The organism is Bradyrhizobium sp. 159 (assembly GCF_023073795.1).
Taxonomy (GTDB): Bacteria; Pseudomonadota; Alphaproteobacteria; order Rhizobiales; family Xanthobacteraceae; genus Bradyrhizobium.
Window position 1 is genome coordinate 71,466 of record NZ_JADPKE010000088.1, and the last position, 26,888, is coordinate 98,353.

Annotated in this window: 27 protein-coding genes; 14 read left to right on the plus strand and 13 right to left on the minus strand. The window is 64.5% G+C overall.

The genetic code is table 11. From position 1 onward, the window contains the following. Positions 1-71 precede the first annotated feature (71 nt). A complete protein-coding gene (locus IVA96_RS25515) occupies positions 72-1,931 on the plus strand; it encodes an ABC-F family ATP-binding cassette domain-containing protein (protein ID WP_247420000.1) in 1,860 nt (619 codons plus the stop codon). Between the two features lie 153 nt (positions 1,932-2,084). On the opposite strand, the gene IVA96_RS25520 is transcribed toward IVA96_RS25515, so the two are convergent. Beyond that, on the minus strand, positions 2,085-3,050 hold the full coding sequence (locus IVA96_RS25520; RefSeq protein ID WP_247281595.1) for a tripartite tricarboxylate transporter substrate-binding protein: 966 nt from the start codon (positions 3,048-3,050) through the stop codon (positions 2,085-2,087). A gap of 134 nt (positions 3,051-3,184) precedes the next feature. After that, complete coding sequence (locus tag IVA96_RS25525) at positions 3,185-3,655, minus strand: MarR family winged helix-turn-helix transcriptional regulator (RefSeq protein ID WP_247281686.1); 471 nt, start codon at positions 3,653-3,655, stop codon at positions 3,185-3,187. A gap of 97 nt (positions 3,656-3,752) precedes the next feature. Here IVA96_RS25525 and IVA96_RS25530 point away from each other — a divergent pair, with 97 nt between their 5' ends. Beyond that, positions 3,753-4,121, plus strand: coding sequence for an antibiotic biosynthesis monooxygenase family protein (locus IVA96_RS25530; RefSeq protein ID WP_247420002.1), 369 nt, complete (start codon positions 3,753-3,755; stop codon positions 4,119-4,121). Positions 4,122-4,357: 236 nt separating this feature from the next. Here IVA96_RS25530 and IVA96_RS25535 read toward each other — a convergent pair whose 3' ends face one another. The 3 genes from IVA96_RS25535 to IVA96_RS25545 all read right to left on the minus strand — a co-directional run bounded on the left by IVA96_RS25535 (position 4,358) and on the right by IVA96_RS25545 (position 6,963). Then, positions 4,358-4,849: a hypothetical protein gene (locus IVA96_RS25535; protein ID WP_247420236.1), complete on the minus strand. Its 492-nt coding sequence runs from the start codon at positions 4,847-4,849 to the stop codon at positions 4,358-4,360. 165 nt (positions 4,850-5,014) lie between these two features. Beyond that, positions 5,015-5,467 (minus strand): DNA polymerase III subunit chi, encoded by a 453-nt coding sequence (locus IVA96_RS25540; protein ID WP_247420004.1) that lies wholly within the window; start codon positions 5,465-5,467, stop codon positions 5,015-5,017. Continuing rightward, positions 5,464-6,963 carry a leucyl aminopeptidase gene (locus IVA96_RS25545; protein ID WP_247420006.1) on the minus strand — a complete coding sequence of 500 codons (1,500 nt, stop codon included), beginning with the start codon at positions 6,961-6,963 and terminating at the stop codon, positions 5,464-5,466. Before IVA96_RS25545 ends, IVA96_RS25540 begins: the two co-directional genes overlap by 4 nt. A gap of 338 nt (positions 6,964-7,301) precedes the next feature. Here IVA96_RS25545 and lptF point away from each other — a divergent pair, with 338 nt between their 5' ends. The 9 genes from lptF (at position 7,302) to IVA96_RS25590 (ending at position 17,002) form a co-directional block, all read left to right on the plus strand. Continuing rightward, entirely contained in the window at positions 7,302-8,471 is a 1,170-nt protein-coding gene (lptF, locus tag IVA96_RS25550) for an LPS export ABC transporter permease LptF (RefSeq protein WP_247281599.1), read from the plus strand. Then, the gene (gene lptG, locus IVA96_RS25555; protein ID WP_247281600.1) at positions 8,468-9,565 is read left to right on the plus strand and encodes an LPS export ABC transporter permease LptG; all 1,098 of its coding nucleotides are present in this window, start codon (positions 8,468-8,470) and stop codon (positions 9,563-9,565) included. Before lptF ends, lptG begins: the two co-directional genes overlap by 4 nt. Further along, on the plus strand, positions 9,565-12,051 hold the full coding sequence (locus IVA96_RS25560) for an LPS-assembly protein LptD (protein WP_247281601.1): 2,487 nt from the start codon (positions 9,565-9,567) through the stop codon (positions 12,049-12,051). The genes lptG and IVA96_RS25560 overlap by 1 nt, the downstream gene beginning before the upstream one ends. A gap of 68 nt (positions 12,052-12,119) precedes the next feature. Continuing rightward, a complete protein-coding gene (locus IVA96_RS25565; protein ID WP_247281602.1) occupies positions 12,120-13,046 on the plus strand; it encodes a SurA N-terminal domain-containing protein in 927 nt (308 codons plus the stop codon). Next, positions 13,046-14,071, plus strand: a complete 1,026-nt coding sequence (gene pdxA / locus IVA96_RS25570; RefSeq protein ID WP_247420007.1) for a 4-hydroxythreonine-4-phosphate dehydrogenase PdxA — start codon at positions 13,046-13,048, stop codon at positions 14,069-14,071. Before IVA96_RS25565 ends, pdxA begins: the two co-directional genes overlap by 1 nt. Beyond that, positions 14,071-14,928, plus strand: a complete 858-nt coding sequence (rsmA, locus tag IVA96_RS25575; protein ID WP_247420008.1) for a 16S rRNA (adenine(1518)-N(6)/adenine(1519)-N(6))-dimethyltransferase RsmA — start codon at positions 14,071-14,073, stop codon at positions 14,926-14,928. The genes pdxA and rsmA overlap by 1 nt, the downstream gene beginning before the upstream one ends. A gap of 116 nt (positions 14,929-15,044) precedes the next feature. Next, positions 15,045-16,103, plus strand: coding sequence for an alcohol dehydrogenase (locus IVA96_RS25580; protein ID WP_247281605.1), 1,059 nt, complete (start codon positions 15,045-15,047; stop codon positions 16,101-16,103). Positions 16,104-16,178: 75 nt separating this feature from the next. Next, positions 16,179-16,415, plus strand: a complete 237-nt coding sequence (locus IVA96_RS25585) for a hypothetical protein (protein ID WP_247420010.1) — start codon at positions 16,179-16,181, stop codon at positions 16,413-16,415. Positions 16,416-16,819: 404 nt separating this feature from the next. Further along, positions 16,820-17,002 carry a hypothetical protein gene (locus IVA96_RS25590; protein WP_247281607.1) on the plus strand — a complete coding sequence of 61 codons (183 nt, stop codon included), beginning with the start codon at positions 16,820-16,822 and terminating at the stop codon, positions 17,000-17,002. Positions 17,003-17,063: 61 nt separating this feature from the next. Here the strand turns inward: IVA96_RS25590 and IVA96_RS25595 are convergent, their stop codons facing one another. Both IVA96_RS25595 and IVA96_RS25600 read right to left on the minus strand, forming a co-directional pair. Continuing rightward, on the minus strand, positions 17,064-17,291 hold the full coding sequence (locus tag IVA96_RS25595; RefSeq protein ID WP_247281608.1) for a hypothetical protein: 228 nt from the start codon (positions 17,289-17,291) through the stop codon (positions 17,064-17,066). After that, positions 17,288-18,112, minus strand: a complete 825-nt coding sequence (locus tag IVA96_RS25600) for a Crp/Fnr family transcriptional regulator (RefSeq protein WP_247420012.1) — start codon at positions 18,110-18,112, stop codon at positions 17,288-17,290. Before IVA96_RS25600 ends, IVA96_RS25595 begins: the two co-directional genes overlap by 4 nt. Before the next feature lie 244 nt (positions 18,113-18,356). Between IVA96_RS25600 and IVA96_RS25605 the strand changes: the two genes are divergently transcribed. Then, complete coding sequence (locus IVA96_RS25605) at positions 18,357-18,527, plus strand: hypothetical protein (protein ID WP_247281610.1); 171 nt, start codon at positions 18,357-18,359, stop codon at positions 18,525-18,527. Positions 18,528-18,533: 6 nt separating this feature from the next. Next, entirely contained in the window at positions 18,534-19,235 is a 702-nt protein-coding gene (locus IVA96_RS25610; RefSeq protein WP_247281611.1) for a Crp/Fnr family transcriptional regulator, read from the plus strand. 41 nt (positions 19,236-19,276) lie between these two features. Here the strand turns inward: IVA96_RS25610 and IVA96_RS25615 are convergent, their stop codons facing one another. Beyond that, positions 19,277-19,894: a cupin gene (locus tag IVA96_RS25615; protein ID WP_247420014.1), complete on the minus strand. Its 618-nt coding sequence runs from the start codon at positions 19,892-19,894 to the stop codon at positions 19,277-19,279. 1,023 nt (positions 19,895-20,917) lie between these two features. On the opposite strand from IVA96_RS25615, the gene IVA96_RS25620 reads away from it, so the two are divergent. Continuing rightward, positions 20,918-22,153, plus strand: a complete 1,236-nt coding sequence (locus IVA96_RS25620) for a hypothetical protein (RefSeq protein ID WP_247420016.1) — start codon at positions 20,918-20,920, stop codon at positions 22,151-22,153. Here the strand turns inward: IVA96_RS25620 and gmk are convergent. From gmk to IVA96_RS25645, 5 genes are all read right to left on the minus strand, one after another. Then, positions 22,086-22,745, minus strand: coding sequence for a guanylate kinase (gmk, locus tag IVA96_RS25625; protein WP_247281614.1), 660 nt, complete (start codon positions 22,743-22,745; stop codon positions 22,086-22,088). The two genes, IVA96_RS25620 and gmk, sit on opposite strands and share 68 nt — an antisense overlap. 3 nt (positions 22,746-22,748) lie before the next feature. Then, a complete protein-coding gene (locus IVA96_RS25630; RefSeq protein ID WP_247281615.1) occupies positions 22,749-23,636 on the minus strand; it encodes a YicC/YloC family endoribonuclease in 888 nt (295 codons plus the stop codon). 122 nt (positions 23,637-23,758) lie between these two features. Further along, positions 23,759-25,042, minus strand: coding sequence for an endolytic transglycosylase MltG (gene mltG / locus IVA96_RS25635; protein ID WP_247281616.1), 1,284 nt, complete (start codon positions 25,040-25,042; stop codon positions 23,759-23,761). Positions 25,043-25,167: 125 nt separating this feature from the next. Further along, positions 25,168-26,433 (minus strand): beta-ketoacyl-ACP synthase II, encoded by a 1,266-nt coding sequence (fabF, locus tag IVA96_RS25640; protein WP_247281617.1) that lies wholly within the window; start codon positions 26,431-26,433, stop codon positions 25,168-25,170. Positions 26,434-26,541: 108 nt separating this feature from the next. Next, positions 26,542-26,781, minus strand: a complete 240-nt coding sequence (locus IVA96_RS25645) for an acyl carrier protein (RefSeq protein WP_008551805.1) — start codon at positions 26,779-26,781, stop codon at positions 26,542-26,544. Positions 26,782-26,888 lie beyond the last annotated feature (107 nt).

Below are 26,888 nucleotides of genomic sequence, written 5' to 3' on the forward strand. Positions count from 1 at the left end.
GAAGGGTCACGCTGAACGACAAGCTTGGAAAAACGGGTTGCGTTCGACGCGCCCTGCGGTGACAAGGCCGCATGCTGTCCATCACCGATCTCTCCGTCCGCCTCGCCGGACGCCTTCTGATTGACCAGAGTTCCGTGCAGATCACGCCCGGGTCCCGCGTCGGCCTGGTCGGGCGCAACGGCACCGGCAAGTCGACCCTGTTCAAGGTGATCCGCGGCGATCTCGCGGCCGAGCACGGCTCGGTGACGCTGCCGCCGCGCTGGCGCGTCGGCAGCCTGGCGCAGGAGGCGCCGAACGGCCCCGAGAGCCTGATCTCTGTCGTGCTCAGGGCCGATCTCGAACGCGACGCGCTGCTCGCCGAGGCCGAGCGCGCGACCGATCCGCACCGGATCGCCGAGATCCAGACCCGCCTCGTCGATATCGACGCGCATTCGGCGCCGAGCCGTGCGGCCGCGATCCTCTCCGGCCTCGGCTTCTCCGCCGCCGATCAGCTCCGCCCCTGCGCCGAGTTCTCCGGCGGCTGGCGCATGCGCGTCGCGCTCGCCGCGACGCTGTTCGCGGCGCCCGACCTGTTGCTGCTCGACGAGCCCACCAACTATCTCGATCTCGAAGGCACGCTGTGGTTGGAGGATCACCTCGCGCATTATCCGCGCACGGTGATCGTGATCAGCCACGACCGCGACCTCCTGGACAGCTCGGTCGACCAGATCCTGCATCTGGAGCGCGGCAAGCTCACGCTCTACAAGGGCACCTATTCCTCCTTCGAGGAGCAGCGCGCCGCGCGCGAATTGCTCGATGCCAAGCAGGTCAAGCGCCAGGAAGCCGAACGCGCACGGTTGCAAGCCTTCGTCGACCGCTTCAAGGCCAAGGCCTCCAAGGCGCGGCAGGCGCAGTCCCGCGTCAAGATGCTGGAGCGGCTGAAGCCGATCACGGCGCTGGTCACCGAGGACGTGCGCGAGATCAGCTTTCCGGCGCCGGAGAAGATCCTGTCCCCGCCGATCATCGCCGTCGACAACGTCTCGGTCGGCTACGATCCGGAAACGCCTGTGCTGAGCCGCGTCACCTTACGCATCGACAATGACGACCGCATCGCGCTGCTCGGAGCCAACGGCAATGGCAAGTCGACGCTGGTCAAGCTGCTCGCCGGACGGCTCGCTCCGTTCTCTGGCAGAGTGACCCGCGCGGACAAGCTGTCGACCGCCTATTTCGCCCAGCACCAGCTCGACGAACTGAACGAGGACGCCTCCGCCTACGACCATGTGCGCAAGCTGATGGGCGATGCGCCGGAAGCCAAGGTGCGCGCCCGCGCCGGCGCGATCGGCTTTTCCGGCAAGGCCGCCGACACCATAGCCGGAAAACTGTCGGGCGGCGAGAAGGCACGGCTGCTGCTGGGGCTAGCGACCTTCTTCGGCCCCAACATGATCATTTTGGACGAGCCGACCAATCATCTCGACATCGACAGCCGCGCCGCGCTCGCGGAGGCGATCAACGAGTTTCCCGGCGCAGTGATCATGGTTTCGCACGACCGCTACCTGATCGAGGCCTGCGCCGAGCGGCTCTGGATCGTCGCCAACCGCACCGTGACCAATTACGACGGCGACCTCGACGAGTACCGCCGCCTGGTGCTGTCCGCGCGCAACGCCGAAGCGCCGCGCGAGCGCAGCGTCGCGAGCGAGAAGCCGCAGCGCGTGAGGTCGGACAATCGCGGCTCGCTGAAGAAGCGCATCGCGGAAGCCGAAGCCGAGATCGCCCGCGTGAGCGAGATCATCAGCAAGATCGACACGGCGCTGGCGCTGCCCGACATCTTCACCCGCGACCCCAAGCAGGCTGCGCAACTGTCGAAGGCCCGCGCGAACGCGGCCGACGCATTGGCGCGCGCGGAGGAGCAATGGCTCGAGGCGAGCACGCAATACGATGAGGCGGCGGGGTAACGCCGAAAGGCCGCCTCATCAAAATCGTGAAAACAACCCCATGCACAGTACCGGTATGTAAATACCTGGAAATGAGCCGTTGCACTGAATGTTCTTTTACGGCGCGGTCGGCGCCGCCCGGCGGCGATGTCGGCACCATTATACTGGGATGACTCAGTCGGCGTATTGGCCGGCTGCCTTGATGATCGGCGCCCAGCGGTCGATCTCGCTCGTCAGCATCGCACCCAACGCCTCGGGCGTCGCCTTGTCCTGCGGGACAGGCTCGGTGTTGATGTCGTTGAACCGGGCGATCAGCGTCGGATCCTTGAGCGCCGTCTGGAGCGCAGCCGTCAGCTTTTGAACGATCGCCGGCGGCGTGCCCTTGGGGGCATAGATGCCGTGCCAGACGCCGAGCTCGAAACCTTTGAGGCCGGCCTCGTCGGCCGTCGGCAGATCGGGCAGGCTCCTCAGCCGCTCCTTGGTGGTGATCGCATAGGCCTTGACCTGCTTGGCCGTGATCGGTCCGGTGGTGTTCGTCGCCTGGTCGCAGGTGAGATCGATCTGCCTGCCGAGCAGGTCGTTCATGATGGGGCCGTTGCCCTTGTAGGGCACCGTGGTGAGCTGCTTCTGGATCGCCGTCATGAACAGCATGCCGCAGAGATGCGACGCCGCGCCGAGCCCGGCATTGGCGTAGGTCAATTTGTCGCCCTGCTGCTGGGCATAGGCGACCAGGTCCTTGAGCGTGTCGGCCGGGAAATCCGGACGCGCAATGATGGTCATCGGCGCGTTGGTCACAAGTCCGATCGGCGCAAAAGCCGTCTTCGTGTCGTAGCTCAAATTGCGGTAGAGCGTCGCGGCGGTCGAGATGCCGACGTGATGGATCAAGAGCGTGTACCCGTCCGGCTGCGCGCGCGCGGCGCGGGTCGTGCCGATGGTGCCGCCGGCGCCGGTCGCGTTCTCGACGATGACCTGCTGTCCCAGGGATTTCGCCATGCCTGCCGCGGTCAGGCGCGCGATGGTGTCGGTCGGTCCGCCGGCGGCGAAGGGCACCAGGATGGTGATGGGCCTCGCCGGATAGTCCTGGGCGACCGCCGCGCCGAGCGGCAGAAGCAGAGCCGATATGAAGGCAATGAACCGCATAGTCTCCTCCAAATTCTTGTAGCTCCATATGAGCGTATTCGTGGCGGCAAGACCATCAGGAAAGCAGGTTCAACAGCCATGTCGCGATCACGATGATGACGCACCCCGGACGCGCGTGCCACGCTCGCCGAGCGTTACGTCTGCTCCTCGGTCTCGCTCTCGAGCTTCTTGCGTAGTGCCGCGACGATGCGATGGACGGTTTGCAGGTCCTTCACCGCAAGCCCTTCCGAAAGGCTGTTGACCCACGGCGCCTGCAAAGCCATCGCGGCATCGAAAGCGCGCCGTCCCTTGTCAGTGAGGACAACAAGCTGCGCTCGGCGGTGATGCGGGTTGGCCTCGAAGGCGACAAGGCCGTCCGCGTGCAGGTCGTTGACGATCCGCTGCACATTTTGGCGGTTGGCGCCCAGATCGCGGGCGAGCCAAGCCACCGGTTGGGGACGCTCCGCCTGCACAATGGCGCCCAGTATCTGCCAACGGGCGCTCGTAAGTCCGAGCCGGGCCACCAGACGGTCACCCGCGGTCAAGAGCAGGCTGTTCAGCCGGAACAAGTCAAGCATGAGCTTGGTCAGGGCATCGCCGGCCGACGTTCGCTGCGACTTCAACATATCGTCACCATAGACCGTATTGACATCATAATGTCGATTTGACATCGTATCCATAGTACCACACTGACATCATACAACCAAGTTGCCGGAGGCCTTCATGTCGCTGCTACGCCCGCTGGACCCTTCCTTTCCGATCGACCGTCAACTCGGCATTGACGCCGGCCCCGTCGTCCTGGTGAATGTCTTCACCCTCGACAAGGCCGATGAGCAAACCTTCCTCGAGGTCTGGCAGGACGATGCGGTCTTCATGAAGCGGCAGCCCGGCTTCATTGCCACTCAGCTTCATCGCGCGATCGGCGAGAGTCCGACCTATCTGAACTATGCTGTCTGGGAATCGACTGCCCACTTCAGGGCTGCGTTCACGCACACCGAATTCAGATCAAAGATCGCGGCCTATCCCGCGTCCGCAGCCGCTTCTCCGCATCTGTTCCAGAAGGTCGCGGTGGCAGGCGTCTGCACGGCGTAATCCGCCCCGCGAGCATTCGCGGAGGGAGCCAGCAATCAGAACCGAAAAGGCGACCAACTTCTTCGGCGCATGTGTTCAGCCGAGACGGATGGCAAAGAGCCAGCAATGGGACTCCGAATTCAACGGCTTCCTGCCGCGTTCATCGGAGCGTTGAGATTGAACCGCTTAGACACAGAGAACAATGGCGACCGCAAGCGTCGGCTCTCTGGGAAACAAGTCATGTCACGCGGCCGCGCTTATGCCGACTTCTTCTTCGGCTTCGGCTTGGTCGCCTTCGGCGCCGGCTGCGGCTCCGGATTGCCCTCGATCGAGGACAAGCGTCCGGCGGTGAACGTATAGATCCCCGCTCGCGGACCGGTCGTCCAGGTCACCACAGCAACGCGGCGGCCGATGGCGTCGTTGGAGAGGTTGACCGACGAAGGCGCGCCGATGCCGCGCACCACGTCGCATTCGGTATGGCCAAGCGCGACCGTGCCGCCCATCGGCGCGGGCGCCGTGCTCGATGCATTGGCGTCTGCCGGCCCGGGAGGCGGCGCCATGCCGGGACAGCCACCGTCGGCACTGACGAGATCCTCGGCTCCCACCGGTTTATCAGGCGTGAGTGGCGGCGATTCGATCGAGATGTTCTTGATGAAGAGACGGCCGGGCTTCTGGAACCATTCTGCGTCCTTCGACAACAGATCAGTCCCGCCAGAGCAGCCCGCGACCAGCGGTGCTACGGCAGCCAACGCAATCATGAGCGAGCCGGGAAGCTTTTGATGTCGCACGATAAACTAATTCCCCGCGTGAAGGACCAGCCCTAAACGATTGTCCCAACATCCCTTTGCGGCACGAAGGTGACCGAAGCCAGCATCGTTCGAAAAGTGCAAATTATCATTAATTGCGAGCAGTCTCTAATTCCGCTTCTGCCACCGGCCCCGCTCGTCGGCCTGCCAATAGGTGACATCAAATCCCCGCGCCTTGCAATCGGCCCAGGCGCTGCGGGCGAGCGCAAGCGCGTCCGGATCGTCCCCGTTGAACAACAACACCATGCGCTCGTAGCCCTCCGCGTCCTGCGGCAGCGCGGCGTTGTCGACCAGGAAGCGGACATTGGCGCCGTTCGGATTGTCCGCCTCGATCGCCAGCACGATCGGCTGGTCGGCGGCATCGTTCACGCGCCATGTCGCGTGCGGCAGGAAGGAATCGTCGCGATAGGTCCACAAATGCGCGTCCAGCGCATCGGCGCGCTCCTCCGACGTCGACTGCACCACGACGCGCCAGCCGCGCTCGAGGGATTTCTCCAGAAGCGGCGGCAACACGTTCTCCACCGTCATGTTTTGCAGATGATAGAACAGCACTTCGGTCATTTGCGCTCGTAATGATCTGCGACCAGACGATCCAGCAGACGGACGCCATAGCCGCTTCCCCAGCTCTGGTTGATGTCGGTCTTCGGCGCGCCCATGGCGGTGCCGGCAATGTCGAGATGCGCCCAGGGCACATCGTCGACGAAGCGCTGCAGGAACTGCGCCGCGGTGATCGAGCCGCCGTGACGGCCGCCGGTGTTCTTCATGTCAGCGAACTGGGAATCGATCAGCTTGTCGTATTCGGGACCGAGCGGCATGCGCCAGACCTTTTCCCCGCTCTCGAGGCCGGCCGCGATCAGCCGGTCGGCGAGCTCGTCATTGTTGGAGAACATGCCGGCATGCTCGGTGCCGAGCGCGACCATGATGGCACCGGTCAGCGTCGCCAGGTCCACCATTAATTTGGGCTTCACCTTCTTCGCAACGTACCAGAGCACGTCGGCGAGCACGAGGCGGCCTTCGGCATCGGTGTTGATGATCTCGATGGTCTGGCCCGACATCGAGGTGACGATGTCGCCCGGCCGCTGCGCATTGCCGTCGGGCATGTTCTCGACGAGACCGATGGCGCCGACCACGTTGACCTTGGCCTTACGCGCCGCGAGCGCATGCATCAGGCCGACGACACAGGCAGCTCCCCCCATGTCGCCCTTCATGTCCTCCATGCTGCCGGCCGGCTTGATCGAGATGCCGCCGGTGTCGAAGCAGACGCCCTTGCCGACGAAAGCGACGGGCGCCTCGCCCTTCTTGGCCCCGTCCCAGCGCATGATCACGGTGCGGCTGGGCCGCGTCGAGCCCTGGCCGACGCCGAGCAGCGCGCCCATCCCGAGCTTCTGCATCGCCTTGACGTCGAGCACCTCGACCTTGACCCCAAGCTTGCGGAGCTGGCCGGCGCGGCGCGCGAATTCCTCGGGGAAAAGCACGTTCGGCGGCTCGTTGACGAGATCGCGCGCGATGATCACGCCATCGACGACGTGGCCGGCCGCGGCGAACGCCTTCTTCGCAGCAGTGGCATCGCCGACCGCAAGCGAGATGTCGGCGCGCGAGCCGCCCTCCTCGCCGTCCTTCTTCTTGGTCTTGTAGCGGTCGAACTTGTAGGCGCGTAAGCGAAGGCCCGAGGCGACCGCGACCGCCTGCTCGCTGGTCATGGCGCCATCGGGCAGCTCCGCCAGGATCGTCATGGCCGCGGTCCCGGCCGGAAGCTTGCTTGCCGCCACGCCGCCGAATTTGAGGAAATCGTTCGCCTTCAGGCTGGCCGCCTTGCCCGCGCCGATCACGATCAGGCGGGTGGCCTTCACACCCTCAGGTGCCAGGATGTCCAGCGCGGCCCCGCTCTTCCCCTTGAAGGCGGCCGCGGAGGCCGCCCGCTTCACGAGGTCAGCGGCGCTGCCGAGCGCCTTTGCCGTCGCGGGGCCGAGCTTCAGGCCATCGTCGCAGAACACAACCAGGATGCCACGGGGGGCGGCAGACAGCGGGACAAAGCCGACCTTGATGGCATCGGACATGGGTAACTCCTCCAAAATGTGGGGCTTTTCGCCGTCCTGCGATCCCGGCCAGGGGCCGGAGCTGAACGGCGATTCACTGAGGTTTTCGTACTATGGGCCAGCAGCCCGCCAGATGCCAAGCGCCGCCGTGGCCCTCAGGCCACAACGAGCGAAATATTAACCATATATTGAGGGTGCCACGGGGCAGCCATTTTGTTGACGGATCAAAGGGATGCTAGTGAGAGAGTAAGCTGGCGGAACCGATGGCTGGCCGTCCCTTGGGGATCCCGTTTCGGGATTGGGTCGGGCAGCCGGATTCCGGCCGGCATTGGGGCTTGGTGGGATTCGTGCGGTAGCGCATGGGGTCGATTGATAAGTATATCTTCCGCACGACGCTCGCGTCGTTTGCGCTGGTCCTGGTCAGCCTCACCGGCGTGATCTGGATTACGCAAGCGTTGCGCGGCATTGACCTGATGACGAGCCAGGGTCAGACCATCCTCACCTTCCTCGGCATCACCAGCCTCGTCATCCCGGCCCTGGTCCTGATCATCTCGCCGATCGCGTTGATGATCGCGATCTCGCACACGCTGAACAAGCTGGCGACCGATTCCGAGATCATCGTGATGAATGCGGCGGGCTTCTCGCCGTTCCGCCTGTTCTATCCGTTCTTCTACGCCACCTGTGTGGTGGCGCTGCTGGTCGCCTTCATCGCGGCCTATCTCGCTCCCGACGGAATGCGGCGGATCAAGCAATGGGACGCCGAGATCACCGCCGACGTGCTCACCAACATTCTCCAACCCGGCCGCTTCGCCCAGCTCGACAAGAATCTGACGATCCGGATCCGCGAGCGCCAGCCCGGCGGCATCCTCGCCGGCATCTTCATCGACGATCGCCGCGATCCGAACGAGCGCGTCTCGATCGTCGCCGAGCACGGCGAGGTGGTGAAGAACGAGACCGGATCGTTCCTGGTGCTGGAGACGGGCAATCTCCAGCGCTTCGAAGCCGGCAAGCGCGACCCGGCGCTGGTGGCGTTCGGCCGCTATGGCTTCGACATGTCCAAATTCTCGGGCCAGGGCCGCGACGTCACCCTCGGCATCCGCGAACGCTATCTCTGGGAGCTGTTCTCGCCGTCCGAGGACGATCCGGTCTACAAGCAGATTCCCGGCCAGTTCCGTTCGGCCCTGCACGACAGCATCCTGGCGCCGATCTATCCCTTCGCCTTTGCTGTGCTGACCTTTGCATTCCTGGGTGCGCCTCGCACCACCCGCCAAAGCCGCAATTTCTCGATCGGCTCCTCGATCCTCGCGGTGTTCGGCCTGCGCATGGCCGGCTTCGCCTGCTCGGTGATGGCGGTGAAATCGCCGGGGGCGGTGCTGGTGCAATACGCGATGGTCATGGGCGCCATCGGCGTCGGGCTCTGGATGATCATCGGCGGCGTGGTGGTCGAGCCGCCTCCGCGCCTCATGGAGGCCATCAACAGATCGAACGCACGGATCGCGCGGCTGTTCAGACGGCCGGCCATCGCATGAGCATGCTCACCAACACACTCGGGCGCTATTTCGCCGGCCGCTTCGTGGTCGCCGCGCTCGGCGTGTTCGCCAGCATCTTCCTGCTGCTGGTGCTGGTCGACTACATCGAGATGGTGCGCAAGACCTCCGGCCTTGCGTCCGCCTCGGCGATCATGGTGGCCGAGACCTCGCTGTTCCGGGTGCCGCAGCTCCTGGAGAAGCTGACGCCGTTCTGCATGCTGATCGGCGCGATGACCTGCTATCTCGCGCTCTCCCGCCGGCTCGAGCTCGTGGTCGCGCGCGCTGCCGGCATTTCCGCCTGGCAGTTCATCTCGCCGGCGCTCGGCAGCGCGCTCCTGATCGGGGTGATCGCCACCGTCGCCTACAATCCGATGTCGGCCAACTTGCGCGAACTCTCCAAGCGCATGGAGGCGGAGCTGTTCGGCTCGGCGCCCGGCGGCGGCATCCAGGATGCGTCCGGCTTCTGGCTCAATCAGGTGACCAGCGACGGCCAGACCATCATCAATGCGGCGCGCAGCGAGCAGCAGGGCGTCCGGCTCACCGGCCTCACGCTGTTCCGGTTTGATACGGAGCAGCACTTCAAGGAACGGATCGAAGCGCGCGAGGCGACGCTGGAGGCTGGCCGTTGGCTGTTCAAGGGCGTCCGCCGCTTCTCGCTGGACTCCCCGCCAGTCGACCAGGCCCGCCTCGAGATCCCGACGACACTGACCGAGGCGCAGGTCCGCAACAGCTTTTCCACACCAGAGACTGTGTCCTTTTGGCAACTACCGAGCTACATCCGCTCCTCCGAAAGCTCGGGCTTCGCGACAGCAGGATACCGACTCCAGTATCAGAAGCTTCTGGCACAGCCGTTTTTGCTGGCGGCCATGGTGATGCTGGCGGCCTCCGTGTCGTTGCGCTTCTTCCGGATGGGCGGCGTGCAGAAGATGGTTTTGAGTGGCGTGGGCGCAGGCTTTCTGCTCTACGTCCTGTCGAAAGTAACTGAGGATTTGAGCAAGGCTGAGTTGATGCATCCGATCGCTGCGGCGTGGTTGCCCGTTGTGGTGGGCGGCCTCACCGGCTTTTTGGCCTTGCTCTATCAGGAGGACGGATAGTGACTGCCGTCCACCGAGGGCTCGTGTCTCGTTCGACGCGGCGCACATTGGTGCGCGCGAACGGGCGCGGCTGGTCCGTTCGCAGGCTTCTGCTCGCAGTCGCCGCTGCCGCTTCGCTCGGCGCGGTGATCGACCTTGCTGCAGTGATGCCCGCCTCCGCCCAGTACACCTATAATCCGCTGCCACCGCGTCCGAAGCCGCAGAGGGGCCCCAACGACAACCAGATGCTGGTGCAGGCGACCGAGGTCGACTACGACTACAACAATTCGCGCGTCTCCGCGGTCGGTAACGTCCAGCTGTTCTACAACGGCACCAGCGTCGAGGCCGATAGGGTCATTTACGACCAGAAGACCAAGCGGCTCCATGCCGAAGGCAACATCCGCATGACGGATGCCGACGGCAAGATCACCTATGCCGAGATCATGGATCTCTCCGACGATTACCGCGACGGTTTCGTCGATTCGCTGCGCGTGGATACCGCCGACCAGACCCGCATGGCCGCGAGCCGCGCCGACCGCTCCAGCGGCAATTACACGGTGTTCGAGAACGGCGTCTACACCGCCTGCGCACCGTGTAAGGACGATCCGAAGAAGCCGCCCCTGTGGCAGGTCAAGGGTGCGCGCATCATCCACGACCAGCAGGAGAAGATGCTGTATTTCGAGACGGCACAGCTCGAATTCTTCGGCGTGCCGCTCGCCTACATGCCCTATTTCTCGACGCCCGACCCGACGGTGAAGCGCAAGTCCGGTTTCCTGATGCCGGGCTATTTCCCGGGCACGACGAACACCGGCTTCGGCGCCGAAATTCCCTATTATTGGGCGATCGCGCCCGACATGGACGCAACCATCACCCCCCGCTTCATGACGCGGCAGGGCGTGATGCTGCAGGGCGAATTCCGGCAGCGCCTGATCGACGGCGCCTACCAGATCCGCGCTTATGGCATCGACCAGCTCGATCCCGGAGCGTTCGCCGGGCAGCCCGGCGACCGTCAGTTCCGCGGCGCGGTCGACACCAAGGGCCAGTTCGCGCTGAACGACAAATGGGTCTGGGGTTGGGACGGCGTCCTGATGTCCGACTATTATTTCTTCTCGGACTACCGGCTCTATCAGTACCGCGACCCGCTCGGCTCGTTCCTGCTGCTGCCGACGGAAGCGCTGTCGCAGCTCTATCTGACCGGCGTCGGCAATCGCAGCTTCTTCGATGCGCGCACGATGTACTGGCTGAGCTATTCGGGTAACCAGAGCCAGGTGCCGATCGTCTATCCGGTGATCGACTATTCGAACGTGCTCAACTATCCCGTTTTCGGCGGCGAGTTCAGCTACAAGACCAATTTCGTGAACCTGTCGCGTGACGGAGCGGTGTTCGATCCGATCACGACGGTCGCCAATACCAGCAGCCTGTGCACGACGGCATCGGCCGATCCGCTGGCCCGTACGCCCTCGCAGTGCCTCCTGCGCGGCTTCCCCGGCACCTACACCCGCCTCACCGCAGAAGCGCAGTGGCGCAAGTCCTTCACCGATCCGTTCGGCCAGATCTGGACGCCGTTCGCCAGCCTGCGCGCAGATGCGATCAATTCCTCGGTCTCCAACCAGCCGGGCGTGTCGAACTACCTGCCCGTCGGCGACACCCAGGCGTTCCGCCTGATGCCGACCGTGGGCCTGGAATACCGCTACCCCTTCATCAACATTCAGCCCTGGGGCTCGACCACCATCGAGCCGATCGCACAGATCATCATCCGGCCGAACGAGACCTATGCCGGCAAGCTCCCGAACGAGGACGCCCAGAGCATGGTGTTCGACGCCTCGAACCTGTTCAGCGTCGACAAGTTCTCCGGCTACGATCGCGTCGAGGGCGGTGGCCGCGCCAATGTCGGCGTGCAATCCACCACGCAGTTCGACAAGGGCGGTGCCGTCAAGGTGCTGTTCGGCCAGTCCTACCACCTGTTCGGCCTGAACTCCTTTACGGTCCAGGACACCCTCAATACCGGTCTCAATTCCGGCCTCGACAAGCCGCGCTCCGATTACGTCACGAGCGCCAGCTACTCACCCAACAGCACGTATACGTTCAGCGTCCGCTCCCGCATGGACGAGCAGACCTGGAACGTCCAGCGTTTCGAGGCGGAAGGCCGCGCCAATTTCAATCGCTGGTCAGTCAGCATGCTGTATGGCAATTACGCAGCGCAGCCGGAACTCGGCTACCTGACCCGCCGCGAGGGCATCCTGACGACAGGCTCGCTGAAGGTCGCCGCCAACTGGGTGGTGTCGGGCTCGGCCCGCTGGGATCTCGAGGCCAACAAGATCAATCAGTATGTGCTCGGGGCCGGCTATGTCGACGATTGCTTCGTGCTGGCGGCGAACTATGTAACTTCCTATAGCTATTCCGCGGGATCCGCACCGCCCGTTCTGAGCCACGCGTTCATGTTCCAGATCGGCCTGCGCACGCTGGCGACCTCTTCGACGACCAGCGGTTCCTCGGGCCTCCAGTGAGCGGTTTGAAGTGCCGGCCGCGCTTGCCCCACCACAGGCTCGGCGCGGCTGACATGCGAGCGATAACCATGACGATTCCGTTGCCGATCTTCCGCCTCCTTCTCGTCCTCGCCGCCCTGTTCCTGGCCGGTGCGCCGGCGCGGGGGCAGAACATCGTCGTCATGGTCAATGGCGATCCCATCACCGATTTCGACATCGAGCAGCGCTCCAAGCTCGACCAGCTCACGACGCAGAAGACCCCGAGCCGCGAGCAGGTCATCAACGAGCTGATCGACGACAAGGTGAAGATGAAGGAAGGCAAGAAGTACGGGGTCGATCCCGGCGTCTCCGACATCAACCAGTCCTATGAGGGGATGGCGCAGCGCATGCGCATCACGCCGGACCAGCTCACCAAGTCGCTTGAATCCAAGGGCGTCCGCCCCGAGACGCTGAAGGGCCGCATGAAGGCCGAGATGGTCTGGACCAGCCTCGTCCGCGGCCGCTACAAGGAGCGCCTCCAGGTCGGCGAGCGCGACGTCGCGCAAGCCGTGCAGGCCCAGACCGGCGACAAGCTTCAGGTCGAGGGCACCGAATACAAGATGCAGCCGATCGTGTTGATCGTGCCGCGCGGCTCCTCGCCGGCGTTCGTGGAAACACGGAAGAAGGAAGCGGACACCTACCGCGCGCGCGTCGGAAGCTGCGAGGAAGCCAACTCGCTGTTCCGCTCGACACCGAACGCCACCATCCGCGACACCGTCACCAAGACCACCGCAGAACTGCCCGAGGCGCTGCGCAAGGTACTCGACGACACGCCGATCGGCCACCTCACCGCGCCCGAAGTGACCAAGGCTGGCATCGAGATGGTGGTGCTGTGCGCGCGCAAGCCGACCATGATCGACACGCCGAAGAAGCGCGAGGTCCGCGAGAAGATGTATCAGGAGAAGTACGAGAAGACCCAAAAGGCCTATCTCGAAGAGCTCCGCAAAGCGGCGATGATCGAATATCGCAACCGCTGATGGCCGAGCCCTCCTCAGCGCGCCCAGCAAAACCCCTCGCCCTGACCCTGGGGGAGCCCGCCGGCATCGGCCCCGACATCACCATCGCGGCCTGGCTCAGGCGCCGTGAGCTGAACCTGCCCGCCTTCTACCTGCTCGGCGACGAGGCGCTGATCGCCCGGCGCGCCAAGGCGCTCGGCGCCGACATCAGCATTGCCGCGGTGAACCCCAGTGAGGCCAACGCCGCCTTCGCGGACGCCCTGCCAGTGGTTGCCACCGGCGAGCACGCCACGGCCGAGCCCGGCAAGCCCGACGCATCGAGCGCGCCGGCCGCGCTCGCCTCGATCCGCCAGGCGGTCACCGACGTCCGCGAGGGCCGCGCCGGCGCCGTCGTCACCAATCCGATCGCCAAAAGCGTGCTCTACCGCGCAGGATTCCGTCATCCCGGCCACACCGAATACCTCGCCGAGCTCGCCGCGACGGACGGCCACGTCCCGCAGCCCGTGATGATGCTGTGGTCGCCGCAGCTCGCCGTGGTGCCCGTGACCATCCACGTTTCGCTGCGCGAGGCGCTGGCCCAACTCACGAGCGAATTGATCGCCTCGACCGTTCGAATCGTTGCGACCGAGCTCAAATCCCGCTTCGGCATCACGAGGCCGCGCATCGCAGTCTCCGGCCTCAATCCGCACGCCGGCGAGGACGGCTCGCTTGGCCACGAGGAGCAGACCATCATCGCGCCGGCGCTGAAGGCGCTGCGCAACGAGGGCATCGAAGCCAGGGGTCCATTGCCTGCCGACACCATGTTCCACGAGGCCGCGCGACAGACCTATGACTGCGCCGTCTGCATGTATCACGACCAGGCGCTGATCCCGATCAAGACGGTCGCTTTCGACGACGCCGTCAACGTCACGCTCGGCCTGCCCTTTATCCGCACCTCGCCCGATCACGGCACCGCCTTCGACATCGCCGGCACCGGCAGGGCCAATCCGGCAAGCCTGATCGCCGCGCTTCGGCTCGCCAGCCGCATGGCGGCTGCGAACCTCTGATGAACGCGATCGACGACCTCCCGCCGCTGCGCGAGGTCATCCGCCAGCATGCGCTGTCGGCCCGCAAATCGCTCGGCCAGAACTTTCTGCTCGACCTCAACCTCACCGCGCGCATCGCGCGCGCCGCCGCGCCGCTCGAGGACTCCACCATCGTCGAGATCGGCCCCGGCCCGGGCGGGCTGACGCGCGCTTTGCTCGCGCTCGGCGCGAGGCGCGTCATCGCCATCGAGCATGACGAGCGCGCGATCCCGGCGCTTGGGGATATCGCCGCGCGCTATCCCGGCCGGCTCGAGATCGTGCATGGCGATGCCATGACCTTCGACCCGCGTCCGCTGCTCGATGGCGAAAGAGCAAAAATCGTCGCCAACCTGCCCTACAACATCGCGACCCAGCTGCTGATCAACTGGCTCACCACCGAGCCCTGGCCACCCTGGTACGAGACGATGGTGCTGATGTTCCAACGCGAGGTCGGCGAGCGCATCGTTGCGCGCGAGGACGAGGAGGCCTATGGCCGGCTCGGCGTGCTCGCCAACTGGCGCTGCGAGACCAAAATCCTGTTCGACATTTCGCCGTCAGCCTTCGTGCCGCCGCCGAAGGTCACCTCCTCCGTGGTGCGCCTTAAGCCGCGTGCACACCCACTTGCCTGTGATCGCCGGCTGCTCGAACAGGTCGCAGCCGCAGCTTTCGGCCAGCGCCGCAAGATGCTGCGGCAAAGCCTGAAGTCGCTGGGCGTCGATCCGGCGCGGCTCGCGCAAGCTGCCGGCGTCGATGCGACGCGGCGTGCGGAGACCATTCCGATTGCCGGCTTTGTTGCCATGGCCCGTGAATTGGCCAATATACGAAGCGAAGCAGCGTGATCCGAACGCGAAGGGCCGCGTTAGCGCAAGGTGTGAAGCGGTTTTCCCAAACAGATCATGCTCGAACAATCGGCTAAAGCGCCAAGCGTTTTAGCGGTAATTTCGGAGGAAAGAATATGGCGCTGATGCGCAGGCAGTCCCTGGTCAAGTTCGACGCGCCCTTGTGCGAGACCATCGTCGAAACGCCCAAGCCGCAAGGTCGCGAGGTCCTGGTGCGCATCGAGCGCTGCGGCCTCTGCCACTCCGACCTGCATATCCAGGATGGCTATGCCGATCTCGGCGGCGGCAAGAAGCTCGACACCACGCGCGGCATGACGCTGCCCTTCACGCTCGGCCATGAGATCGCCGGCGTCGTCGACGAAGTCGGCGCCGACGTTCCTGCCGGACTCGTCGGCGCGAAGAAGGCGGTATTCCCGTGGATCGGCTGCGGCCAGTGCCGCGACTGCCAGAACGGCGACGAGAATCTCTGCGTCAAGCAGCGCTTCCTCGGCGTCTCCATCGACGGCGGCTTTGCCACCCATGTGCTGGTGCCCGACGCCAAGTATCTGCTCGATTACGATCCTCTGCCCGTCAACCAGGCCGCGACGTTGATGTGCTCCGGCGTGACCGCCTACGGCGCGCTCAAGCGCCTGGTCGACCGTCCGCGCCAGCGTAACCTCTTGCTGATCGGGCTCGGCGGCGTCGGCATGATGGGCCTGTCGTTTGCGCAGGCGATGTTCAAGCAGCCGATTACGGTCGCCGACCTCTCACCGGCCGCTCGCGACACCGCGCTGAAGAACGGCGCCGCTAACGCCTACGATCCGGCCGAGCCCGACGTGATCAAGCGCATCCTCAAGGAGAGCGAGGGCGGCTTCGACGAGATCGTCGATTTCGCCGGCAACGAGAAATCGATGGCGTTTGCCGTCGCGGTTGCCGCGCGCGGCGGCAAGATCGTCGTCTCCGGCCTCATGGGCGGCCAGTTCACGCTGCCGATGGTGCAATGGGTCTACAAGCGCATGACCATCGAGGGCTTCATGGTCGGCACCCTCGCGGAAGCCCACGAGCTGATGGCGCTCGCACGCGCCGGCAAGATCAAACCGACGCCGATGCGCGAGGAGCCGATGGGCGAGGTCCAGAAATGGATCGACGAGCTCCGCGCCGGCAAGGTGGTCGGCCGCATCGTGCTCAAGAACTGACCGAAGCGCGACGGGCCTGACGCAAGTCTCGCCCGCCCGTACGGAACACCTGCGGCCGCGCCGCGTTGGCAGCGCATGTCGATCCGTTGCACCGTCGAAAGCGCATTCTTCATCGCCTGGAGCTGCCTGGAGAAGAGCGGCGAGCTCGGTCCTCCGGACGAGAGCGCCAATGTCATTCTCGACGCCATTGAAGCGCAGCTTCGAACCGGGGAGCGCCGGCAGTTGATGCTCGCCAACCGGGCGATCGATGCTTACCGCGTGCATGCGGCGAGCAGCAACGCCGCCGCGCAACGTGAAGCGCGCCTTGGATGATGGTGTTCGGCGGCTACCCGGCGCATCCGAGACGCCGGTTGCCAGGCGTTCACTCCTGTGTGTTCACTCCTGAACACCGCAGGCACGCGCAACCGGCGCCGGTGCCCGTAGTTCTCCGGCAGAGAACAGAGTTCAATGGGATCTGGAACGTAACGGCACCATTTGGAACGCCGCGAACGTTCATTGCATTGATCCTACATCAGCAACGGTGGAGTTGGTGCGCAGGACAAAGCCGTGGGCGAAACGGTGCGATCGGTTCCCAAGCAGAACCGGAGTCCCACGGCGGCCGGTCGCGCGCCGTCAGTTCCCGCGATGACGAGAAGCAAGACATTCGCGAGCAGGATGCGCATGGCAAACTCACCCAGAACACCAGCAACAGGCACATGGGATAGACGATGAGGGGAATGTTGGATGTGACCAGTCTCGGCCGATGGTACGATCCCATCTCGGAGCGCTGGATTGAGCCGCGCGACACGCCGACCGCGACATCGCCTCGGGCGGAGGACGACGCCGTCTTCGAACGTCAACGGAAATTGCAGGCCGAACGTATCTGGCGCGCGCTGGTCGATTGCTGCGCGCGCGAGTGAGACAATTGCAGATCATACACAAATATGTCTGCAAAGCCGGCGCCGTGGATGGCGCCGGCCCTTATTTTTTCTTGCGGTCGGTCCCGTTCTCTTGTTTGGACGCATCGGTCATGCCGGGCCGATTTGCCCGATTTGCATTCATGCCGGTGGTATCCATCGTCCCCTTTTCCGTGGCGCCGTTGGTGTTCTCCGGCCTTTCCATGCCGCTCTGTGGAGCGGGCCCGGTATTCTGAGCGATGACGGGCCCGGCCATGGCTGCAAATGTAATTGCTACGATGAGTGCTTTCATGGGCATCTCCCTCGTCCCATGGATGACGTGCCCGCGACAGAGTTGTTCCCCGCTCTCGAGCCGGACCTCGCGCCGACGTGCGCTGCCGCTTGCGGCGGCGACTGGCGCTTCTGGTGCAGATAGGCCGGGTTGAAATCCCCGAGCCGCTGCAACTCGCGCCATTTCAGCACGATCAGCTCGCCATCGCGAAGATCCATGGCCCCGCTCCGCCTGAGATCGGCGAGCGTCCGGTTCACGGTCGCAATCGCCATGCCCAGTGTCTCGCCGAGCTGCGCCAGGCTGATCGGCATGCGGCATCGATTGCCGCGGACCAGCTGCGCGGCGCGGGCGCGATAGAACAGCTCGCAGAACAGGTGCGCCATGCGCGCCTGCATGGGACGGGCGCTGTTGTTGGTGATGGCTTCGCGAAAGATCGCCGCGTCGAGCAGCGTCTCGCGCCAGACGGCCATTCCGAAAAGCGATCGCCGCCTGAACGCGGCGAACAATTCGCGATGCGGGATGAAGGCGACCGAAGCAGGCCCCAACGCACTCAGCCCATGATCCATTTGGTCGATGAACAGGCCTTGCGCGTCCGGCAGGTCGCCGGTGAGATGGAACGCGAGATATTGCCGCCGCCCGCTACCAAGCAGATGGTAGCGCGCGACCATGCCCGACACGACCAATACCGAATGTTCAGGTTCGTCGCCCTGACGGATGAAATCCTCGTTCGGTGCATAGTCGCGCACCGTGAAGGTGAGTGCGCGGACTTCGGCAATATCCTCCTCTTCGAGCGCGGTGTGCTCGCACAGGTTCCGGATCAGCACCTCGTGGGCTTTTTCCATACGGCCGCCAAAAATCGCATTGGTTCTATCAAATGATACATCTGACGTGTATCCAGCGGATTAGAACGCGAGCCGGAAGCACAGGTTGCTAACCGGTTTGCGATGGCACCGGTTCGCTTCCACTCCACCCGCGAACCGAGCCGGCCTTGTCATGAGCCCTACCACGATCCTGGAGCGCATCTGCCGTCTGTTCGCATCGGAGCGAAGCGAGCACTTGGGAAGCGAGCACTTGGGAAGCGAGCACTTGGACAGCATCAACGATGCTTTCCTGAAGGGAACGCTGAACGAGCCGGTCCGGCCGATGTCGGATCAGGAACTCGCCCACGTTATCCGCGAGTTCCGCGCTATGCCCGTCTCCGACTGGACCGTCGCAAAGCTCTCGCGGCGCTTCGTCGACGTGCCCCGTGACGACTGAAGTCTCATGCCGCATCCGAATTTCATCGCGCGCCTCGATGCCATAGAAGGCCTTTCCGAGGACGAACGCCGGCAAATCGCCGGCTTGCCGTCTACGCTGCGCCAGGTCGCGGACGGCGAGATCGTGTTGCGCCAGGGCGAGGCCGCCACGCGCTGTGTCTTTGTTGTGAGCGGCTTCTTCTATCAGGCCCGCATCGTCGGTGATCGCAGCCAGATCCTTGCATTCCACGTGCCCGGCGACATGCCGTGCCTGCACACGCTGCTGGTATCACCCATGGATGCGGACCTCGTCGGCCTCGGGCCAAGCATCGTCGGCACCGTCGCGCACAGTCAGCTCAGGCAGCTTCTCGATGGCTCCGTCCACCTGACCCGCGCGTTCTGGCGCGAGACGCTGATTGACGCGGCGATCTCGCGGCAATGGATCGCCCGCCTCGGCGCTCAGGCAGCGCTGCCGAAGGTAGCGCATCTCATTTGCGAGCTCGCCGCGAGGCTGGAGATCGTCGGGCTCGTCACCGACGGCTGCTTTCAGATGCCGATGACACAGCGGCACGTGGCGGACGCCTGCGGACTGTCCATCGTCCATGTCAATCGCACCATTCAGGAGCTGAGACATCGCGGATTGATCGCGTGGGAAGGCAGCGAGATCGAGCTGTTGCAGCCCGAAGAACTGCGAAGGCTTGCGGATTTTGCGCCTGACTATCTGAGCTGAACGCAGCGAGTGAACGCATGCTCGAGCTGGGGCTGGACGCATTACCCTCTCGCTCGCGGCTTCGTCCGCCATGATTTGCGCAGCGGGCCGTTACGTCCCAGCACCGGATCTGTTTTCGGCCTGCGCACCTTGGTGATGCGTTTGATGGCGTCTGGACGCTCCCTTGTGTCGGTGCACTCGTCATACGTTCCGTCCCGCGGATACGCTCCGACGACCAGAAAGTCTCGGCTGGCCTCGATGAGCCGGTGTCCGATGCCTGCGGGAAGCACCAGAACGTCGCCGGCCTTCACGCGCAGAACCCGCCCCTTGATCCCGCCGCACTCGATCTTGGCCGTGCCGCGCGCCACACCCATCACTTCATGGACTTGCGAATGATAGTGCACAAAGTCGTACACGGTATCGCGCCATGACCGGCCCCAGCCGTTCGCATCGAACAGCGTGTCGATGATGACCTCTGGCGCAAAACGCCGAGGCTTGAGGTTCACCGCCCCGCGATAGTGCAAGAGCGGAAAATGCGGGTTGTTCGGCACGACGCCGTCGTCCCTGAAATGGATGGCCACCGGCTTCCGAGCCCGCACCAGCGCCCGCAGTGTCGCCGCGTCGGGATGCTCCTCCACCAGCTTCTTGGCGAGATTCTTGATCTGGTCCTTAACCGGCATAGCGTCGCCTCAGCCGCGATTCAACGGCTGCGGAGATGATAAGTTTCCAACGGAGAACCTGCGCAGCCTGCCATTTGATTTCTACTCCGGTACGTTGCGCAGCCGCCGCAACAAGCCGCCGAAAATCGGTAGACCTTCGATGCAATTGGTGAGGCCGTGCGCGGCGCTGCATGAAGGGCGATAGTCCGGAGTTGTCTGACGTGAGGGCGTTGGCCGCAACCTTTCCAGTCACGACGAAATACGTTCGGATTATTTCCATCACGACTAATAGAAGGAGCGCCCAGAAACGAAGGCTGCCAGTGCGTAGCCGCTTCGGCTCCGCTTGCTTGCAAATGACGTAGAATCCGAGACGACGGGCGGCGGGGTTGATGTTGCCCCCGGGGCCGCCGAGCAAAACACCTCGTCAAGCCCTCGCCGCGAAAGATTTTTCTTTTCCGAATTTCGGATTGTGGCATACACCGCGACAACCCGGCCCTCCCAAAGGGGCGTTCGCGACCGTCACGAGACGCGGGCCGGGTGGCGGTGGACGCGGCAGCGTCGGCGCGAACCGTGGGTTGACAGGGCGGCCAACCGTGAGTCCTCACACGGCGCGGTGCGACACGATGCTGTAACAGCGGTCTCGTTGATGCCGGGGGCGGGCACACGCAAGCCTCCAGCCATTCAGGCGGGACCGTCCGCGGACGGAGAAGTCGTGTGGTCCTGACGCTCGGGGTCTGTGCGTCAAGTCCTGCGGTGATGTGGCGGCCCGACCGGGCACGTGCATCAATCATCGGCAGTGGCGACGGGGGCAATAAAAACGCGCCGCGGGGAGCGCGCCGGCGGCCGCAGCGGTTGCAGCTGCGGCGGACCTGGAGTTCGGCGGGACCAGCAGCGACGCGAAAAGGCCCGATTTCGCGGCGGAACCAACGCGCCGCGAGCCCGATTCAAGCCACATCCTCTCCGGATTTGCGGCTCATTGCCACCCAAGTCTTTGATGACAAAGGGGCGAGTAAGAGTTGCGTCATGCGTAACCGGGAGACCAGGATGGGCAACCGCACCGCAAAATTCATATCCGCGCTAGTCGGCAGCATCATTGCCGGCGCGCCACTGGCCGCCGTGTCGCAGAACGCGCAGAACGCGCCGAGCACGGCCAACGCGGCCGCCGACTGCCTCGTCTCGCCCAAGGGCGCCGCGCCGCAGGGGCAGCACTGGTACTATCGCATCGAGCGCGGGACCAAGCGGCAGTGCTGGTATCTGCGCGCCGCCGACGACAAGGACGGCGCGAAATCCGTGCAGAGCGCGCAGGCTACGAGCGATACGCCGACCGGAGTCGCGCCGGCGCAGCAGCAGCAGCAACAGCAGCAGCACCCGGCGCAGGATGCGCGCGCCGAATATCTGACAGCACGGAGCGGTGTCGCCGCCAAAGCACCAAACGCAACTGCGCAAGCCGCAGGCGCGACACCGGCGCAACCATCTGCAGATCAGACCGCTGACGGCAACGCGCAACAATCCGCCACGCCGTGGCCCGACGTCTCCGCAACCTCCGCCCCGCCCGCGCCGCAGCCGGCGCCTGCCGTTGTCGCGACAGCCGCCCAGCCGAGCGCAAAGCCATCAAAATCCCCTTCCTCCCCGGCACCCGCCGCGGCAGACAGCACGACCGACAAGCCGACCGGCTCGGTCCAGATGCTGCTGCTCGTGATTGGCGGTGCGCTGGCGCTCGCCGGAATCCTCGCCAGCCTCATCTACCGCTTCGCCGGCGCGCGCGTCCGGGTCCAGTCCGCCGACCGCCGCATACATTGGGACGATTGGGAGCCGCAGAAACAGGACGCAAGCCGCGCGCCCTGGCTCGATGCGACGTCGGCCAACGCCCAGCCGTCGCGCCCCATCGACTTCGATGCGCCGCGTCCGCAAGCGACGAAACAAGCGACAAAACTTGCCGCGATCGGTCGCGAGATCGATCTGATCGACGCGCGCAAGTCGCGTGCCGCGATCCCTGCCGCAGAACCCGACGAGGTCAGGCCCGCCGAGGCCAAGATCAAGATGTTCGACCGGGATTTCGAAATCGAGGCCGCTGCGCCCCGGCTCGCCGCCAACGAGATCGGCAAGGATCGCGATGAGGCGCCTGCAGGCCGCGACGAGGATGCGGTCGACGTCGACGTCATCACGACGATGCTGGAACAGCTGGTGAAGGAAGGGCCGCGCCTGTCGCGGCCTAACCTTGAAGCTGACCTTGCAAACTTCGCACGAAGCCTACAAGGCCAATCCGCCGCTCGCGCTTGAGGCGCTCGGCCTTCAGGATCGACTGTACCTCGGCGAAGGCCTGGTCGACGTCGTGGTTGATGACGATATAGTCGTACTCGGCCCAGTGGCTCATTTCGTGGCTGGCGCGGCTCATCCGCTTGCGGATCACCTCGTCGGAATCCTGTGCGCGCGAATGCAGGCGCTTTTCGAGATCGGCCGCGGAGGGCGGCAGGATGAAGACGCGAACGACGTCGACGCTCGCTTTCTGGTGCAGTTGCTGCGTGCCCTGCCAGTCGATGTCGAACAGCACATCCTGCCCGGCCGACAGTGCTGCCTCCACCGGAGCACGCGGCGTCCCATAGAGATTGTCAAACACGGTGGCCCATTCGAGCAGTTCGCCCTGCTCCACCATCGTCTCGAACTTGCGCTTGCCGACGAAGAAATAGTCGCGCCCCTCGACCTCTCCCGGCCGCTTCTCGCGCGTGGTCGCCGACACTGACATCTTCAGGCCGGGCTCCCGCTCAAGCAACATCCGCGACAGCGTCGTCTTACCCGCGCCCGAGGGCGAGGACAGCACGAACATCAATCCGCGGCGCTCGACACCGTCAGTTCCGTGACTGCCCGTCGTCATCGATCACTCCAGATTCTGGACCTGCTCGCGGAACTGCTCGACCACATTCTTCATGGCGAGTCCCGTATTGGTGAGCTCGATGTCATTCGACTTCGAGCAGCAGGTATTGACCTCGCGGTGAAACTCCTGCGCCAGGAAATCGAGCTTGCGGCCGATCGGACCGCCCTTGCCGATCAGCTCGCGCGCCTGCGCAATGTGGGAGGCGATGCGATCAAGCTCCTCGCGGATGTCGGCCCTGGTCGCGATCAGGATCGCTTCCTGCATCAGGCGATCGGCATCGAAACGATCGGAGGTGTCGAGCAGGGCCGCGATCTGCTCAGTGAGCTTCGCCTTGATCGCCTCCGGCTTGCGGCCGGGCGCAGCCTCCGCTTTCTTCGCCAATTGCTCGATCTCGTCGACGCGCTGGGTCAGGATCTGCCCCAGCGAGATGCCCTCGCGCTTGCGCATCCCTACGAGATCGGCAAGCGCTTTGTCGAAGGCCTCCGCCACGGCGGCGCGTGCGGCCTTGTCCTCCTCCTCGTCGCCGTCGGGCTCGGCGACCTCGACGACGCCCTTGATGGCGAGCAGGCCGTCGACGCTCGGCGCCACCGCATCGACCTTGCCGGCGATCAGCGCCGCCGCCTTCAGCACGGCGTTGAGCACGTCCTCGTTGATGCGGACCGTGGCGGCGGCGTTGGTGCGCTTGACGTTGAGATTGGCGTAGACCGTGCCGCGCGACAACAGCTCGCCGGCGCGCTTCTTGGCGTGGGCCTCGAGCTCGTCGAACCCCTGCGGCAGCCGCACCCTGAGGTCAAAACCCTTGGCGTTGACCGACTTCAATTCCCATTCGAACGTGTACGGCCCGCTTGCGCCGTTGCTTCGGGCAAACCCGGTCATGGACGACAGCGCCATCGGTTGAGATTCTCCAGAAACTCGGGATTCGCGAGGACATCAAGCCACGCGAATCTTAAGACTATTTTGCCGGAAAGTGTAATCCGCAAAGTGTGATGGACGGCGCTGCGCGCAGCCCCGGCCTAGCGCTGGACCACCGGCGGCGAGGGTTGCACCGCGCCCTGCCGGGCCGGCGCGGGATTGGCTGGATTGGCCGGCCGGGCCGCGGGTGGCTTTTTCTGCTGGTTGGACCGCGCCGGCGTGGTCGCGGTCGGTGTATCGGCGGCGCCGGGCGCAGCAGCGGCCGGCGGCTGCGCGTCCTCGGCCGGCTCGACCGTGTCGTTCTGGATCTGCTTCTCGATCGCACGAAGCTTCGCGACGTTCTTCTGATGCGCGTCGTAGGTCTCGGTGAAGGCGTGCCCGCCGCTGCCGTCCGCGACGAAATAGAGATCGCGGGTGCGGGCCGGGTTGGCGGCGGCCTCGAGCGAGGCTCGGCCCGGATTGGAGATCGGCCCCGGCGGCAGGCCCTCAATCACATAGGTGTTGTAGGGAGAGGGCTGCGTGATCTCGCTGCGCTTGATCGGACGGCCCAGCGTGCCCTTGCCGCCGACGAGGCCGTATATGATCGTGGGATCGGACTGCAGCTTGATCCTCTGCTTTAGGCGGTTCACGAACACCGCCGCGACGCGGCTGCGCTCGTCCGGCTTGCCGGTCTCCTTCTCGACGATGGACGCCAGCGTCACCAGTTGCTCCGGCGTCTTGACGGGAATGTCCTGGTTGCGGCGCTCCCAGATCTCGGCCAGCACCCGCTTGTGCGCCTGCTGCATGCGCTGGATCACCTGCTCGCGCGTGGTGCCGCGCGGGAACTTGTAGGTCTCCGGCAGCAACGTGCCCTCGCGCGGCAGCTCGCGCACGGTGCCGGTGAAAATGTCGTTGTCGGACAGCCGCGCCACGATCTGCTCGGAGGTCAGGCCTTCCGGGATCGTCACGGCATGCTGCACCACCTTACCCTCGACGATGGTGGCGATGACGTCGCGCAAGGATGCGTTCTTCTGGAACGAATACTCACCGGGCTTGAGGTCCGAGCTCGCCTTCAACGCGGCGACGCTGGCGATGAACACCCACGGATTGACGTCGGTCACGCCTTCCCGGTTCAGCGTCTCGGCGATGTCGCGCTTGCCCGCGCGCTGCGGGATGTTGACGATCTTGTCTTCCTTCAGCGGTCCTGGCGCCTCGAGTACCTGCCGGCCGTAATAATAGACGCCGCCGGCACCGAGCATGGCGAGCAACAGCAGCGTGATGATCGCGTTGCCAACCACCACGAAGGGATTGCGCGCACGGTCCGATCGCTTGGGCGGCGGCGGGACCTGCTCGGGCTCGAGTGCAGCCCGCGGACTCCGGGGCGAAATGGGCGGCCTTTCACTCATCGAAGCAACCTGAATCCTGCCGGTTCAATCGCGGCCTGACAATGACTTGCCGAGCCAAATGCACGCGCCCACTTCTATGACTATCGCCGAATACGGCAAAACGGTGGATTCGTCTCAAACGCAAACTAATTGGCCAAACGCCGGACGATCACCGACGCATTGGTGCCACCAAAACCAAAAGAGTTCGACAATGCGACATTGACCTCACGCTTCTTCGCCGTGTGCGGCACGAGATCAATCGCGGTCTCGACCGACGGATTGTCGAGATTGATGGTCGGCGGCACGACATTATCGCGAATCGCGAGAATGGCGAAGATCGCCTCGATCGCACCGGCCGCGCCGAGGAGATGACCCGTCGACGATTTGGTCGAGGACATCGCAACCTTGGAGGCAGCGTTACCGAGCAGGCGCTCCACCGCACCGAGTTCGATCTCGTCGCCGAGCGGTGTCGAGGTGCCGTGCGCATTGATGTAGTCGAGATCGGATGCCGTGAGACCAGCACGCTTGAGCGCGGCCGACATGCTGCGGAAGCCGCCATCGCCATCGGGCGACGGCGAGGTAATGTGATACGCATCGCCGGAAAGGCCGTAGCCGATCACCTCGGCATAGATCCTTGCGCCGCGTCGCCTGGCGTGCTCGAGCTCCTCGAGCACCAGGACGCCGGCGCCCTCACCCATCACGAAGCCGTCACGGTCCTTGTCATAGGGACGCGAGGCCTTTTCGGGCGTCTCGTTGAAACCGGTGGACAGCGCGCGCGCGGCATTGAATCCGGCAATGCCGATACGGCTGATCGGCGATTCCGCACCGCCGGCAACCATGACGTCGGCATCGCCGAGCGCAATCAGGCGAGCGGCATCGCCGACCGCGTGCGCGCCGGTCGAGCAGGCTGTGACCACCGAATGGTTCGGTCCCTTCAGCCCGTGCGCGATCGACACGTAGCCAGAGGCGAGGTTGATCAGACGACCGGGAATGAAGAACGGCGACACTCGGCGCGGCCCACGCTCCTTGAGCAGGATCGCGGTGTCGGCAATGCCGTTGAGGCCGCCTATGCCGGACCCGATCATGGTGCCGGTCGCGCACTTGTCCTCTTCGGTCTCGGGATGCCAGTTGGCATCGTCGAGCGCCTGGCCGGCTGCGGCCATGCCGAAGATGATGAAGTCGTCGACCTTGCGCTGGTCCTTCGGCTCCATCCACTTGTCAGGATTGAACGTGTCGTTCGACCCGTCGCCGCGCACGACCGTGCAGGCGATCTTGGTTTGAAGATCGGAGACGTCGAAGCTCTCGATTCTGCGCGCACCGCTCTCGCCGTTGAGGATGCGCTTCCAGGTCGGCTCGACGCCACAGCCGAGTGGCGACACCATGCCGAGACCCGTGACGACGACCCGCCTCATATCCGAAAACTCCGTATCGAAAGATTCACGGCCAATAACAAGAAACCGGCTGACCGCTGCGAAGCGGCCCGTCCGGTTTCAATGTTGTCCCCGCGAAATTGAAGAGCCTTAGCTCTTCGCGTTCTTCTCGAGAAACTTCGTAGCGTCGCCGACGGTGAGAATCGTTTCCGCAGCGTCGTCCGGAATCTCGCAACCGAATTCCTCTTCGAACGCCATCACCAGTTCGACGGTGTCCAGACTGTCGGCGCCGAGGTCGTCGATGAAGCTCGCGTTGTCGACAACCTTCTCGGGTTCAACACCAAGGTGTTCGACCACGATCTTCTTAACCCGCTCGCCAATGTCACTCATTGCTTAACCTCGTGTTGTTCCCTGTAGACCCGACCCCCCGGGACGATACGAGCCGTCGTGGTCGTTTGACTGCCTTCGCTTACGAACTTTGATTTGGCCCATCCTAA

Excerpts from the sequence above, each read along its gene's own strand:
- IVA96_RS25515 (WP_247420000.1), top strand. The coding sequence starts at position 72 with ATGCTGTCCATCACCGATCTCTCCGTCCGCCTCGCCGGACGCCTTCTG.
- IVA96_RS25520 (WP_247281595.1), bottom strand. The coding sequence starts at position 3,050 with ATGCGGTTCATTGCCTTCATATCGGCTCTGCTTCTGCCGCTCGGCGCG.
- IVA96_RS25525 (WP_247281686.1), bottom strand. The coding sequence starts at position 3,655 with ATGTTGAAGTCGCAGCGAACGTCGGCCGGCGATGCCCTGACCAAGCTC.
- IVA96_RS25530 (WP_247420002.1), top strand. The coding sequence starts at position 3,753 with ATGTCGCTGCTACGCCCGCTGGACCCTTCCTTTCCGATCGACCGTCAA.
- IVA96_RS25540 (WP_247420004.1), bottom strand. The coding sequence starts at position 5,467 with ATGACCGAAGTGCTGTTCTATCATCTGCAAAACATGACGGTGGAGAAC.
- IVA96_RS25545 (WP_247420006.1), bottom strand. The coding sequence starts at position 6,963 with ATGTCCGATGCCATCAAGGTCGGCTTTGTCCCGCTGTCTGCCGCCCCC.
- lptF (WP_247281599.1), top strand. The coding sequence starts at position 7,302 with ATGGGGTCGATTGATAAGTATATCTTCCGCACGACGCTCGCGTCGTTT.
- lptG (WP_247281600.1), top strand. The coding sequence starts at position 8,468 with ATGAGCATGCTCACCAACACACTCGGGCGCTATTTCGCCGGCCGCTTC.
- IVA96_RS25565 (WP_247281602.1), top strand. The coding sequence starts at position 12,120 with ATGACGATTCCGTTGCCGATCTTCCGCCTCCTTCTCGTCCTCGCCGCC.
- pdxA (WP_247420007.1), top strand. The coding sequence starts at position 13,046 with ATGGCCGAGCCCTCCTCAGCGCGCCCAGCAAAACCCCTCGCCCTGACC.
- rsmA (WP_247420008.1), top strand. The coding sequence starts at position 14,071 with ATGAACGCGATCGACGACCTCCCGCCGCTGCGCGAGGTCATCCGCCAG.
- IVA96_RS25580 (WP_247281605.1), top strand. The coding sequence starts at position 15,045 with ATGGCGCTGATGCGCAGGCAGTCCCTGGTCAAGTTCGACGCGCCCTTG.
- IVA96_RS25585 (WP_247420010.1), top strand. The coding sequence starts at position 16,179 with ATGTCGATCCGTTGCACCGTCGAAAGCGCATTCTTCATCGCCTGGAGC.
- IVA96_RS25590 (WP_247281607.1), top strand. The coding sequence starts at position 16,820 with ATGTTGGATGTGACCAGTCTCGGCCGATGGTACGATCCCATCTCGGAG.
- IVA96_RS25595 (WP_247281608.1), bottom strand. The coding sequence starts at position 17,291 with ATGAAAGCACTCATCGTAGCAATTACATTTGCAGCCATGGCCGGGCCC.
- IVA96_RS25600 (WP_247420012.1), bottom strand. The coding sequence starts at position 18,112 with ATGGAAAAAGCCCACGAGGTGCTGATCCGGAACCTGTGCGAGCACACC.
- IVA96_RS25610 (WP_247281611.1), top strand. The coding sequence starts at position 18,534 with ATGCCGCATCCGAATTTCATCGCGCGCCTCGATGCCATAGAAGGCCTT.
- IVA96_RS25615 (WP_247420014.1), bottom strand. The coding sequence starts at position 19,894 with ATGCCGGTTAAGGACCAGATCAAGAATCTCGCCAAGAAGCTGGTGGAG.
- IVA96_RS25620 (WP_247420016.1), top strand. The coding sequence starts at position 20,918 with ATGGGCAACCGCACCGCAAAATTCATATCCGCGCTAGTCGGCAGCATC.
- gmk (WP_247281614.1), bottom strand. The coding sequence starts at position 22,745 with ATGACGACGGGCAGTCACGGAACTGACGGTGTCGAGCGCCGCGGATTG.
- IVA96_RS25630 (WP_247281615.1), bottom strand. The coding sequence starts at position 23,636 with ATGGCGCTGTCGTCCATGACCGGGTTTGCCCGAAGCAACGGCGCAAGC.
- mltG (WP_247281616.1), bottom strand. The coding sequence starts at position 25,042 with ATGAGTGAAAGGCCGCCCATTTCGCCCCGGAGTCCGCGGGCTGCACTC.
- fabF (WP_247281617.1), bottom strand. The coding sequence starts at position 26,433 with ATGAGGCGGGTCGTCGTCACGGGTCTCGGCATGGTGTCGCCACTCGGC.
- IVA96_RS25645 (WP_008551805.1), bottom strand. The coding sequence starts at position 26,781 with ATGAGTGACATTGGCGAGCGGGTTAAGAAGATCGTGGTCGAACACCTT.